At 72.3% G+C, this 12,056-nt stretch carries 9 protein-coding genes; 4 read left to right on the top strand and 5 right to left on the bottom strand.

All coding sequences use genetic code 11. The features are described 5' to 3' along the window. Positions 1-222: 222 nt before the first annotated feature. The 3 genes from ACIQUQ_RS20285 (at position 223) to ACIQUQ_RS20275 (ending at position 3,127) form a co-directional block, all read left to right on the top strand. Positions 223-1,329 carry a sugar ABC transporter substrate-binding protein gene (locus ACIQUQ_RS20285; RefSeq protein WP_403977577.1) on the top strand — a complete coding sequence of 369 codons (1,107 nt, stop codon included), beginning with the start codon at positions 223-225 and terminating at the stop codon, positions 1,327-1,329. 173 nt (positions 1,330-1,502) lie between these two features. Next, positions 1,503-2,570, top strand: coding sequence for an RNA ligase (ATP) (locus ACIQUQ_RS20280; RefSeq protein ID WP_403977575.1), 1,068 nt, complete (start codon positions 1,503-1,505; stop codon positions 2,568-2,570). Between the two features lie 191 nt (positions 2,571-2,761). Next, positions 2,762-3,127 (top strand): hypothetical protein, encoded by a 366-nt coding sequence (locus ACIQUQ_RS20275; RefSeq protein WP_403977573.1) that lies wholly within the window; start codon positions 2,762-2,764, stop codon positions 3,125-3,127. A 65-nt stretch (positions 3,128-3,192) separates the two neighbouring features. On the opposite strand, the gene ACIQUQ_RS20270 is transcribed toward ACIQUQ_RS20275, so the two are convergent. From ACIQUQ_RS20270 to ACIQUQ_RS20250, 5 genes are all read right to left on the bottom strand, one after another. After that, positions 3,193-5,427 carry a discoidin domain-containing protein gene (locus ACIQUQ_RS20270; protein ID WP_403977852.1) on the bottom strand — a complete coding sequence of 745 codons (2,235 nt, stop codon included), beginning with the start codon at positions 5,425-5,427 and terminating at the stop codon, positions 3,193-3,195. Between the two features lie 54 nt (positions 5,428-5,481). Beyond that, entirely contained in the window at positions 5,482-6,891 is a 1,410-nt protein-coding gene (locus ACIQUQ_RS20265) for a GH1 family beta-glucosidase (RefSeq protein ID WP_403977571.1), read from the bottom strand. Next, positions 6,888-7,727: a carbohydrate ABC transporter permease gene (locus tag ACIQUQ_RS20260; protein ID WP_403977569.1), complete on the bottom strand. Its 840-nt coding sequence runs from the start codon at positions 7,725-7,727 to the stop codon at positions 6,888-6,890. The genes ACIQUQ_RS20265 and ACIQUQ_RS20260 overlap by 4 nt, the downstream gene beginning before the upstream one ends. 88 nt (positions 7,728-7,815) lie before the next feature. Next, positions 7,816-8,811: a carbohydrate ABC transporter permease gene (locus ACIQUQ_RS20255; protein ID WP_403977567.1), complete on the bottom strand. Its 996-nt coding sequence runs from the start codon at positions 8,809-8,811 to the stop codon at positions 7,816-7,818. An 11-nt stretch (positions 8,812-8,822) separates the two neighbouring features. Beyond that, the gene (locus ACIQUQ_RS20250; RefSeq protein ID WP_403977565.1) at positions 8,823-10,148 is read right to left on the bottom strand and encodes an extracellular solute-binding protein; all 1,326 of its coding nucleotides are present in this window, start codon (positions 10,146-10,148) and stop codon (positions 8,823-8,825) included. A gap of 175 nt (positions 10,149-10,323) precedes the next feature. Here ACIQUQ_RS20250 and ACIQUQ_RS20245 point away from each other — a divergent pair, with 175 nt between their 5' ends. Further along, the gene (locus ACIQUQ_RS20245; protein ID WP_403977563.1) at positions 10,324-11,688 is read left to right on the top strand and encodes an ROK family protein; all 1,365 of its coding nucleotides are present in this window, start codon (positions 10,324-10,326) and stop codon (positions 11,686-11,688) included. Positions 11,689-12,056 lie beyond the last annotated feature (368 nt).

Raw genomic sequence — 12,056 nt, 5'->3', positions numbered from 1 at the left:
CGCTTGGGGCGACTTGCCTGCGGGACTTGCATTCAGGGCTTGAAGTGAGCGCCGCCCACCCGGACACGGAAGAAGCGCAAATATGGCGTGAATTCGGGCCAACCACCCCTCCGGTAGGTTGCGGGATCGTTAAGAATCAATACCTTGACGGCGGTTCCGCGGCGGAGTTGACTGCCTCCACTTCGGCCACGAAAGACATGGCCCTTCGGAGAGGTTCACAACGTGAACGCACATCGCCTTCGCATCGCCGTCGCCGTCTGCGCCGCCGCCGTGGGGGCCACCGCCCTCGCCGGGTGCGGCTCGGACTCCGGCGGCGGGGCGGAAGAGCACCGCAGCCGCGGTGCGATCAAGGTGGGCCTCCTCCTGCCCGAGACGGAGACGGCGCGCTACGAGCGGTTCGACAGGCCGCTGATCGAGAAGAAGGTCGACCGGATGACCTTCGGCAAGGGCAAGGTGGTCTACGCCAACGCCGAGGGCGACGCGGCCCGGCAGGACAGCCAGGTGGACGAGATGATCGCCGCGAAGGTCGACGTGCTGATCGTCGACCCGGTGAACGCCAAGTCGGTGGCCGGGGCCGTGAAGCGGGCGAAGGACGCCGGCATACCCGTGATCGCCTACGACCGCCTCGCGGAGGGGCCCGTCGACGTGTACACCTCGTTCGACAACGAGGACGTCGGCAAGGTGCAGGGCCAGGGGCTGCTGGACGCGCTCGGCGCCAAGGCCGGCAGCGGCCGGATCGTCATGGTCAACGGAGCGGTCACGGACCCGAACGCCGCCGCCTTCAAGTCCGGGGCGCGCTCGGTGCTCGACGGCAAGGTGACGGTCGGCAAGGAGTACGACACCGCCGACTGGAAGCCGGAGAACGCCAAGGCCCACATGGAGTCCGCCATCGCCGCGCTCGGCAAGGAGGGCATCGTCGGCGTCTACTCGGCGAACGACGGGATGGCCGGCGGCATCATCTCCGCCCTCAAGGCGGCCGGGGTGAGCCCACTGCCCCCCGTGACCGGCCAGGACGCGGAGCTGGCCGGCGTCCAGCGGATCCTGCTGGGCGAGCAGTACATGAGCGTCTACAAGCCGTACGTCGCCGAGGCGTCGGCCGCGGCGGAGCTGGCCGTCCTGCTCGCCGAGGGGCAGAAGTTCGACGGAATGATCAACCAGATGGTCGGCAGCGCGGGCGGCCGGCGCGTCCCGGCGGTGCTGGTGCCGGGCATCTCGGTGACCCGCGACACCGTGCAGAGCACGGTCGTCAGCGACGGCATCTACACGGTCGACGAGATCTGCACGACCCCGCGCCTCAAGGCCGCGTGCGCCGAGATCGGCCTGGAGTAGCCGCACCCGCACCCGCGGACCACCGCCGGGGAGTGGTCCGCGGGCGCGGGGCCGGTTCGGGCTCCGGGTGCGCGCCAGAGCGAGGCCGCTGCCGCGCAGCGGGGGGAACGCACCGCCGCCTAGCAGAGGGAAAACGCCTCGCGCTCCGAATATCGGACGGCCAGGGTGGGGGCATGTCCACGTTCCGCGTCACCGCAGAAGTCCTGACCGTCCACGAGCACCCCAACGCCGACGCCCTCGAACTCGCCCAAGTGGGCCTGTACCGGGCGGTGGTGGCGAAGGGCCGGTTCCGCACCGGCGACATCGCCCTGTACATACCCGAGCAGGCGGTGCTCCCGGACGCGCTGATCGAGGAGCTGGGCCTCACCGGCCGGCTGGCCGGCAGCGCCGCCAACCGGGTCAAGGCGGTCCGGCTGCGCGGGGAGCTGTCCCAGGGGCTGGTCTGCGTACCGGCCGCGGTCGCCGGCACCGACCTGCACCGGGCGGCCGCGGAGGGCGACGACTTCGCCGAACTGCTGGGCGTCACCAAGTGGGTGCCCCCGGTGCCGACCACGATGAGCGGCGACGTGGAGTCCGCCCCGGACCTGCTGCCCTGGGTCGACGTCGAGAACCTGCAGCGGTACCCGCACATCTTCGAACCCGGCGAGCCCGTGGTGCTGACCGAGAAGCTGCACGGGACCGCCTGCCTCCTCACCTACCTGGCGGCGGACGACCGCGTGCTGGTCTCCTCGAAGGGGTTCGGCTCGCGCGGCCTGGCGCTCAAGGAGGCGGAGGGCAACGTCTACTGGCGAGCCGTACGGGCGCACCGGGTCGCGGAGGCCGCCGCGCGACTGGCCGAGCGGCTCGGCGCCACCCGGGTCGGGATCTTCGGCGAGGTCTTCGGCGCGGGCGTCCAGGACCTCGCGTACGGGTCCGACGCCCGGACCACCGGGCCCGGCTACGCCGTCTTCGACGTGTCCGCCGACATCGGCGGCGAGGTGCGCTGGCTGGACCCGGCCGCGGTGCTCGACGGCGCACTGCCGCTGGTGCCGCGGCTCTACGAAGGGCCGTACGACCAGGCCACGGTGCTGGAGACGGCCACCGGGCGCGAGACGGTCTCCGGCCGCGAACTGCACGTCCGCGAGGGCGTGGTGGTACGTCCGGCCGCCGAGCGGTACAGCCCGGTGACGGGCGGACGGGCCATCGCCAAGGCGGTCAGCCCGGCCTACCTGACCCGCAAGGGCGGCACCGAGTACGAGTGACCGGCGGCCGCCGCGGGAGGGGGCACGCCAGCAGAGGAGGGCGACGGGGCGGCGGCCGTAAACCGCCGCCCGGTCATGCCCTAAAGGTGACTGTCTGCCAAGTCCGGATATCGGATACCAATGTCCTGCTTCCCGGATGACGCGCCGCCGACCGTCGGCGGCCGCTCCGGCCTGCGAAGAAAGGGACGTCCGTGATCCGCACCCGCTCCGCTTCCGCCCTCGCCGCCCTGGCCTGCGCCGCCCTCGCGCTCACCGCGAGCCCCGCCTCGGCGGCGCCCGGCGACACGCTCAACATGTGCTCCAGCACGCTCACCCCGGCCGGCTGGGTGGACGTGCAGTGGTGGAACAGCAGCGGCTGCGGCTCCGGCTTCAACCCCAACACCAAGCAGATAAAGGACCTGACCGGCTACCCGGTCGGCACCCAGGTCAACGCCTGCGCCTCCACCTGGCCGCCCGCCGGCTGGACGATCACCAGCTCGTACTACTCCTCCGGCTGCCGCTACTCCTCGGTGCCCAGCTTCAGCGCCAACACCTGGACGCTCAAGCGCACCTCCTGACCGCGGGACACCCCGCCGGCCGCTGACCGGCCGGCGGGGTGTCCTTGTCTCCCGGGACGCGGTCGTCAGGGGTAGGAGACGACCGTCGAGGGGACGGTGGAGGTGCCGGAGGTGGGGGCACCGGTGTCGTTGACGACGTGGTCGTACTGCCCGTTGCCGCCGAGGGAGACGGTCAGCAGGCTGTGGAAGCGCACGCCCGGCCTGACCGGGGCGCGGAACCCGTGGGCCTGCCGGATCGTGGGGTCGACGTTGTAGTAGCAGTAGCTGCCCAGGCCCCAGCCCTCGTGGGTGGTCACCGAGTCGTCGACGCGGTAGGCGGCGTAGCCCTTCACCGGGCCGTTCTGGATGGCCGCCTGGTTGGGGGCGTCGTAGGCCTTCTCGTTCTGGAAGAAGACCGTGCGGCCGCGCTCGCCGTACCACTCGACGTCGTACTTGTTGAAGTGCTCCACGAACAGGCCGGTGGCCAGGACGTCGTCGCCGTTGACGCGCACGCCGTAGTCGGCGCGGTTGGTCTCCCAGCCGACGCCGTCGCCGTGGTCCGCGCGCCAGACCCAGGTGTGGTCGATGATCGTGTCGTCGCTGTTGACCACCATGGAGGTGGTGGCCTTGCCGGGGCCGGCGCCGCCGATGCGGATGTAGACGTCCTGCACGGTGACCGGGTCGGCGGAGTGGTCGGCGGAGGCGCCCTGCGGGCCGATCTCCAGCAGGGTCGGCGAGTTGACGGGTCCGGCGTCGATGAGGAACCCGGCGAGGCGGACGCCGTCGACGTCGGCGACCCGCATCGCGGTGACGCCGTTGTCCGGGATGATCGTGGCGAGGCCGAGGCCGAGCACGACGGTGCCGGGGCGGTTGATCTCGACCGTGCGGTCCACGTGGTAGACGCCGGGGGTGAAGAGCAGGTGGAGGCCCTGGGCGACGGCCTGGTTCATGGTCGCCGCGGTGGTGCCGGGCCGGACGACGTAGAACCGGCTCAGCGGGACCGAGGTGCCCGCGAGGGTGCCGCCGGCCCAGCTGACGCCGCGGGCGCCGGTGCGCTTGGCGGGGACGAACACCTTGAACTCGCCGCCCTCGTAGTGGAGGAAGGGCTTCTCCCGGGAGACCGGGGTGGTGTCGAGGGTGGTGTAGCGCGGCTCGGGGAAGGAGTTCGCGGGTGCGCCCTCGACTCCGGAGAAGACCTGGTTCCACACGCTGTTGGACCAGCCGCCGATCGAGCTGTCGCGGGTGTACCACTGCTGCTGCGAGTAGTTGCCGACCTGGCCGTCGATCCGGGAGTCGGCGATGTAGCCGCCGCTGGCCCAGCCGTACCCGTCGGGCGAGAGGTTCAGGCCGCCCTTGACGTGCATCCGGCGGAAGGACGAGGCCTGTGAGACGGCCCACCTGTCGGTGCCGTTGACCGGGTTGAGGGCCAGGTTCTCGGCGGAGCGCCAGAAGTTCTGCGTGGCGTTGCCGCCGAACCAGCCCGCGTCCACGGTGACGTCGCCGTTGATGAGGGTGTCGTCGGGCCGCAGGCCGAGGCCGGCGATCTGGGTGTAGAAGCCGATCTGGGCGTTGAGGCCGTTGTAGGTGCCGGGCTTGAAGAGGAAGGCGTGCCGGCCGGTGCCGAACTGGGCCGCCTCCTGCTGCCGGAAGACGGCGTCGAGCCTGCCCTGGATGTCGGGGGTCGCGGGGTCGATGACGTGCACGTTGGGACCGAGGTCGCCGCCGCCGGGCAGGGTCGGACCGCCGGGCGTGCCGTACACCTGGAACTCCCAGAGCGAGTAGCCCCATCCGGTGGCGCGGGTGGTGCCGGTGAGGCGGACGTGGCGGGCGGTGCCGGACAGCGGGACGGTCTCGTTGCCGCCGGGGCCGGTGGTGGTGCTGTAGGCGGTGGTCCAGTCGGTGCCGTTGAGCGAGGTCTCGATGCGGTACGCCTTCCCGTACGCGGTCTCCCAGCGCAGGGCGGCGTGGTCGAGGAGGGCGGGAACGCCGAGGTCCACCTGGAGCCACTGGGGGTCGGCGAAGGCGCTGGACCAGCGGGTGCCCGGGTCGCCGTCCACCGCGGCGGCCGCGGGGGTGCCGGCGTGCTCGGTGCTGGAGGCGGTGACGGGCTTCCCCTGGGAGAGCAGGACGGGGGCGGCCGCGGCCGGTGCGGCCGGCGCCAGGGCCAGCAGGGCGCCGAGGAGTGCGGTGACCAGGCCGGCGGCCAGGGGGCGGCGGGCGGGGCCCGGGTGGGTCCGGCTGGTCCGGCTGGTCCGGCTGGTCCGGCGGACGAACCCGGAGCGGGGGCGGCTGCGGCCCGGTGGGGCCGACATTTCAGGCATGGACATGACAGATGACACTGCGGCTCTCCTTCTCGGAGGTCGGGGGATGTGGGGTCAGTCCGCCTGTGCGCGGTGCCGGCGGACGATGTCGGCGTACCTGAGGCCACTGGACTTCAGGGTGCGGCGCTGGGTCGCGTAGTCCACGTGGACCAGGCCGAAGCGCTTGGCGTACCCGTACGCCCACTCGAAGTTGTCAAGCAGGGACCAGGCGTAGTAGCCGGCCAGGGGGGCGCCCCTGCGGACCGCGCGGGCACAGGCCGCGATGTGGTCCTCCAGGTAGGCGGCGCGCTCCGGGTCGTCGACCGAGCCGTCCGGGGCGGGGCGGTCGACGAAGGCGGAGCCGTTCTCGGTGACGTACAGGCGGCGGACGCCGTACTCCTCGGTGAGCCTGAGCAGCAGCGACTCCAGGCCCACGGGGTCCACGGGCCAGTCCATGGCCGTGCGCGGCAGGCCGGGCAGCCGGACGTCGCGGGCGTACGGGACCGGGCCCGCGGGGTCGTCCTCGACGGTCACCGGGAAGTAGTAGTTGACGCCGTGCCAGTCCAGCGGGGCCGCGATGACGGCCGCGTCGCCGGGGCGTTCGGGCAGGTCGACGCCGTAGAGCTCGCGCATGTCGGCCGGGAAGCCCCGGCCGTACACCGGGTCGAGGAACCAGCGGTTGACGTGGCCGTCCACCCGGTCCGCGGCGGCCACGTCCTCGGGGCGGGCGGAGGCGGGGGCCACGGTGGAGTGGTTGGTGACCAGGCCGATGCTCGCGGCGGGTGCGGCCGCGCGGACCGTGGCGACGGCGAGGCCGTGCCCGAGCAGCAGGTGGTAGGAGGCGCGCACGGCGGCGGTGAGGTCGGTGAGTCCGGGGGCCATCCGGCCCTCCAGGTGGCCGATCCAGGCGGAGCAGAGGGGTTCGTTGAGCGTGGCCCACTGGGTGACGCGGTCGCCGAGGCGGGCGGCGACCCGGCCGGCGTACGCGGCGAAGTGCTCGGCGGTCCCCCGTACGGTCCAGCCGCCGCGGTCCTGGAGGGCCTGGGGCAGGTCCCAGTGGTAGAGCGTGGCGGACGGCGTGATGCCGGCGTCGAGGAGGGCGTCCACCAGCCGGTCGTAGAAGTCGAGTCCGGCGGGGTTGAGGGGGCCGTCGCCGCCGGGCAGGATCCGCGGCCAGGCGATCGAGAAGCGGTAGGCGTCGGTGCCGAGGCGGCGCATCAGGGCGATGTCCTCGGGCCAGCGGTGGTAGTGGTCGCAGGCGGTGTCCCCGTGGTCGCCGTTGTCGACGGCTCCGGGCGTGTGGGAGAAGGTGTCCCAGATCGACGGGCCCCGGCCGTCGGCGGTGACGGCGCCCTCGATCTGGTACGCGGAGGTGGCGGTGCCCCAGGAGAAGCCGGGCGGGAAGGCCGCGAGGTCGAGTGCGGGAGCGGTGGCGGGTGCGGTCACGGTGGCCTCTCGGGTGACGGGGCGGTCGGCGGGGGTCATTTGACGGCACCGGCGGTCAGGCCGGTGACGAGGAAGCGCTGGAGCAGCAGGAAGCCGGCGACGACGGGCACGCTGACGACGAGCGAGGCGGCCATGATCTGGTTCCAGTAGACGTCGTTCTGCGTGGCGTAGCCCTGGAGGCCGACGGCGAGGGTGCGGGTGGTGTCGTTGGTCATGACGGAGGCGAACAGCACCTCGCCCCAGGCCGTCATGAAGGCGTACACGGCGACGGCGACGATCCCGGGGACGGCTGCCGGGACGATCACCCGGAACAGGGCGCCGAGCGGCCCGCAGCCGTCGACCCTGGCGGCCTCGTCGAGGTCGCGCGGGATGGAGTCGAAGTACCCGATGAGCATCCAGATGGAGAAGGGCAGCGAGAACGTGAGGTAGGTGAGGACCAGGCCGCCACGGGAGCCGAACAGGGCGATCCCGGTGGCGTTGCCGATGTTGACATAGAGGAGGAAGAGCGGCAGCAGGAAGAGGATGCCGGGGAACATCTGCGTCGACAGGACGGTGACCGTGAACACGCGGCGGCCGCGGAAGGCGTGGCGGCTGACGGCGTACGCGGCGAGGACCGCGACCGTCACCGAACAGACGGTCGCCAGCCCCGCCACCACCAGGGAGTTGACGAAGTAGTCGGCGAGGGGCACGGTCCGCCAGATGTCGAGGTACGGGCGGACGGTGAGCCCGGAGGGCAGCCACCGGAACTTCCCCGACACGTCCTCCAGCGGCTTGAGGGAGCTGGAGACCATCACGTAGACCGGCAGGAGCACGAAGCCGGTGAGCAGGGTGAGGAAGAGCCGGCGGGCCCACAGGAAGCCGCGGGGCGGTGCCATGGGCGACCGCGCGGTCCGGGGAGCGGGGCCGGCGATCGGCGGGCTCGACATCGGCGGGCTCGACATCGGCGGGCCGGCCGGCGGCGGGCTAGACATCGGCGGAGTTCCTCCCCCGGGTGGTGAGCAGCAGGTACCCGCCCGTCACGAGCAGGAGGAAGAGCAGGAGCAGGACGGACATGGCAGATCCGGTGCCGAAGTTCCAGGTCTGGAACGAGGACTGGTAGATGTGCAGCGAGATCAGGTCGGCGGCCTCCGGGGCGGCCCTGCCGAAGAGCACGAACGGCGTGTTGAAGTCGTTGAAGGTCCAGAGGAAGAGGACGAGTACGAGGACCTGGTTGACCGGCCTGAGGGCGGGCAGCGTGACGTGCCGGACCTGCCGCCACACGCCGGCCCCGTCCAGGGCGGCCGCCTCGTACAGCTCGCGGGGGATGTTCTGCAGGCCGGCCATGACGATGAGGAAGGCGAAGGGCCAGCCCTTCCAGACCGAGACGGCCAGCAGGGCCCAGAAGCTGTTGTCGCCGATCAGCCAGAAGGCCGGGGCGTCGCCGATGCCCAGCTGGTCGTGGAGCACGTGGTTCACCAGGCCGTTGTCCCGCTGGAACATGAAGGCCCAGGTGATGACGGCGGCGTAGACGGGCAGGGCGTACGGGACGAGGAACAGGGTGCGCAGCAGGCCCCGGCCGCGGAAGGGGTCCTGGAGGAAGAGCGCGGCGGCGGTGCCCAGCAGCCAGCACACGGCGACCGACGACAGGGTGAACACGCACGTCGTGGCGAAGGACCGGAGCAGTGCGGCGCCGACGGGGGCGTCGAAGTCCACGGAGACGGCGTAGTTGTCGAGGCCGGCCCAGGGCGCGCCGTCCCAGTGCGCGATGTGGAACTGGGTGAGTTCCCTGAAGCTCATGACGATGCCGATGAGCATCGGCACGAGGTGGACGAGGAGTTCGAGCAGCAGGGCGGGCAGCAGGAGCAGGTAGGGCAGCGGTATGCGGCGCCCGCGCCGGGGGCGGCGTGGGGGGTGCGCCGCCCCGGGCCTGCCCGCCCGCACCGCCGGCCCGCCGGCCGGTGGGGTGGCGGTGGTGGTCATCGCGGTGTGCGTCACTGGTTCGGCATCTGCTGCTGGGCCTTGTCGAGCTTGGCCCGGACCGAGGCGGTGGTGACGGGGCGGCCGGCCGCTGCGTCGGCGAAGAGTTCCTTGACCGCGGTGCCCACGACGGTCTCGAACTGCGACTCCTCGGGGATCTGCGGGAGCGGGACGGCGCTGGTGGCCAGCGTGTCGCGGATGACGGCGAGGGAGGGGGTGGCGAAGGCGGAGTCCGCCTGGGCGCCCTTGACCGGCGGCATCGATCCGTAGGCCTTGTTGAGGGTCTTCTGCTCCTCGTCGCTGGTCATGAACTTGACGAACCGGAGGGCGCCGTCGAGGTTCTTCGTGTTCCGGAAGACGGCCATGTTGATGCCCGCGACCATGGAGTTGACCGAGGTGCCCTGGCCGGGTGCACCGGACGGGACGGGTGCGGGGGCGACGCCCCACTCGTCCTCGGTCATGCCCTGGGAGGCGAAGGTGGCCGAGGGGGTCTGCCACAGGACCATGGCGGTGCGGTCCTTGGCGAAGTCGCTGAGGGACTGGTTCTGGGCGTACTCGGCGTTGCCGGGGGCGACCAGCTTGTGGGCGGCCATCAGGTCGACGTACTGCTTCACCGCGGCGACGGCACCGTCGGAGGTGAAGTCGGCCTTGCCGTCGGGGGTGAAGAAGTCGGCGCCGTGCTGCTTGCCGAGCACGAACACCTGGTGGATGTTGTTCGAGAGGTTGCCGCCCTCGACGCCGATGGCGGAGCCGCCCTTTGCGGTGAGCCGCTTGCCGGTGGCGATGAGTTCGTCCCAGGTGGCGGGCGGCTTGGCGATGCCGGCCTGCCGGAACATCTCCTTGTTGTAGTAGAGGGCGTAGGCCATGGAGTAGAGCGGGACGGCCGCGGGGTCCTTGCCCTGGGCCCCGGTGGAGCCGAGCGCCGACTCGACGAAGCGGTCGCGGCCGCCGATCTTCCCGAAGGCCTTCTCGTCCCAGGGCAGCAGGGCGCCGCTGGCCTGGAGGGACGCGCTCCAGGTGTTGCCGATGTTGAGGACGTCGGGGCCCTGGCCGGAGGTGGTGGCGGTGAGGATCCGGTTGAGCAGGTCGGACCAGGGCACGACCTCCAGCTTCACCTTGATGCCGGTCTGCTGCTCGAAGCGGTCGAGCTCGGGCTGGAGGACCTTCTTGTCGGCCTCGATGCTCGCGCCCTGGTTCGAGGCCCAGTAGGTCAGGGTCTTCCCCCCGTCCCCTCCGGACCCGGAGGCACCGGTGCTGCCGCCTCCGCAGGCGGTGGCGGCGAAGGTGAGGGAGAGGGCGACGGCGCCGGTGAGGGCGGCTCTGATCCTGCTTCTGCGCATGGCTCGTCGGAACCTTTCGGAACGTGGGTGACGGGGGTGCGGATGCCGGACGGCGACTTAATTTAGGACGTGAGTTAAATCGCAAGAGAAGGTCGCGTCAAGGGTCCTGACAGCGGTATCGTGCAAGCAGGGCAGCGTCGGCCAACGGCGGCCGACGTCGATTCAGGGGGCAGGGTTGGAAGCGAGAAGCGGCCGGACGGTTCGTGACCTGCGCCGGGAGAACCGCACGGCGGTGCTCCGGCGGCTGTACTTCGACGGTCCGCTGAGCCGCTTCTCCCTCGGCCCCGCCACCGGGCTGAGTTCGGGCTCGGTGAGCAACGTGGTCGCCGAGCTGGTGGCCGACGGCCTGGTGGAGGAGGCCGGCAGCGTGGACTCCGCGGGCGGCCGGCCCCGCACCCTCCTGCGGGTCAGCCCCGCCGGCGGCTGCATGATCGGGGTGGACGTGGGCGAAACCCGCATCCGGATCGAGCTGTTCGACCTGGCGCTCACCGAGCTGGCCCGGGTGGAACGCCCGCTGGCCGCCGCCGGGCCGCGTGAACACGACCCGTACGAGGTCTCGGTGGTGGTGGACCACATCCGCGCCGGCATCGCCGAGGTGCTGGCGACGGCGGGGGTGCCGGCCGGGCGGCTGCTCGGCGTGGGGGTCGGCGTGCCGGGCATCGTGGAGCACACCGCGCAGGACGGCACCGTGGTGCACGGCCAGACCGTCGGCTGGGACGCCGTACCGCTGGAACGGCTGCTGCGGGAGGCGGTGGAGCTGCCGGCGGAGGTGCCGTTCTGCATCGACAACGGAGCGAAGACGCTCGGGCAGGCCGAGATGTGGTTCGGCGCCGGGCGCGGCGCGGGCAACGCCGTGTTCGTGCTGTTCGGGTCGGGCGTGGGCGCGTGCGTCGTCACCGAGGACATGGGCCCCGGGCGGGCCGTCGAGTGGGGCCACCTGACCGTACGGGTACGGGGGCGGCGCTGCCGCTGCGGCGCCCGCGGCTGCCTGGAGGCGTACGCGGGGGCCGAGGCACTGCTGGAGCGGTGGCGCGAGGCGGGCGGCAACCCCCCGGCCGGTGCGAACCAGGAGACCGCCCTCGCGGCCCTGCTGGCGGCCGCCTACCCGGAGGGCGCCGAGGCCGGCGGCGGAGCGGGGGACGGACTCGTGCCGGAGCCCGGACCCGTGGCCGGCGGCGGTCCGGAGGCCGCGGCGGCGGCCGTACTGGAGGAGACGGCCGAGTACCTGGGGGCCGGCTTCGCGGACCTGATCAACCTCTTCCAGCCGGACCGCATCCTGGTCGGCGGCTGGGCGGGCCTCCAGCTCGGCACCCGCTTCCTGGACCGGGTCAAGGAGTACGCCGCGGCCAACGCGCTGCGCTACCCGGCCTCCCGCGCCTCCATCGGCCTGGGCACGCTGGGCCCGGACGCGGTCACCATCGGCGCCGCGATCCAGCCCCTGGCGGACTTCTTCGCCCGCGGCGGCCGCCGCCCGGAAGCCCGCCCCGAAACCCCGGCCCCGGACTGGCAGTCGGCGGTCCGCAACCGCACGGGCGCCTGACGCCGCACGCCTACGGCAAGGACGGTGCGGGCGCGGCCGGGGCAGGGCAATTCGGTTGCCCCGCACGCCCCTTCTGGAGCAGCATCCGGAGGGACATGACCAGCCTCACGTGGACACCCTTGCGGAGCAGAGACCGTGCCCGGCCCGGCGGCCGGGGGCGGTGGTCAACGGTGGGCCCGTGGACATGTCTTCTGGGGTGCGCCTCCCCGAAGCGAGCCAAGCCTGCCCGGCAGTGCGCCTACAGGCGTTCATGCGCCTCCCCGCACCACCCCTCCTGTAGCCGGCCCAGGCGTTCAGAGAAGCGTGGTTGCTGTTGGTGGGTGGCTGATGGAGGCTCCCGTGCGCCGGATACCGCGCGCGGCTATGAG

Source organism: Streptomyces sp. NPDC101118, assembly GCF_044759445.1.
GTDB lineage: Bacteria > Actinomycetota > Actinomycetes > Streptomycetales > Streptomycetaceae > Streptomyces.
Note: the sequence above shows the minus strand (reverse complement) of the source record. Positions and strands in the feature narration are given on the sequence as shown.

Bases quoted from the DNA above. Each gene is read 5' to 3' on its own strand.
- ACIQUQ_RS20280 (WP_403977575.1), top strand. From the start codon at position 1,503: ATGTCCACGTTCCGCGTCACCGCAGAAGTCCTGACCGTCCACGAGCAC.
- ACIQUQ_RS20270 (WP_403977852.1), bottom strand. From the start codon at position 5,427: ATGCCTGAAATGTCGGCCCCACCGGGCCGCAGCCGCCCCCGCTCCGGG.
- ACIQUQ_RS20265 (WP_403977571.1), bottom strand. From the start codon at position 6,891: ATGACCCCCGCCGACCGCCCCGTCACCCGAGAGGCCACCGTGACCGCA.
- ACIQUQ_RS20260 (WP_403977569.1), bottom strand. From the start codon at position 7,727: ATGGCACCGCCCCGCGGCTTCCTGTGGGCCCGCCGGCTCTTCCTCACC.
- ACIQUQ_RS20255 (WP_403977567.1), bottom strand. From the start codon at position 8,811: ATGACCACCACCGCCACCCCACCGGCCGGCGGGCCGGCGGTGCGGGCG.
- ACIQUQ_RS20250 (WP_403977565.1), bottom strand. From the start codon at position 10,148: ATGCGCAGAAGCAGGATCAGAGCCGCCCTCACCGGCGCCGTCGCCCTC.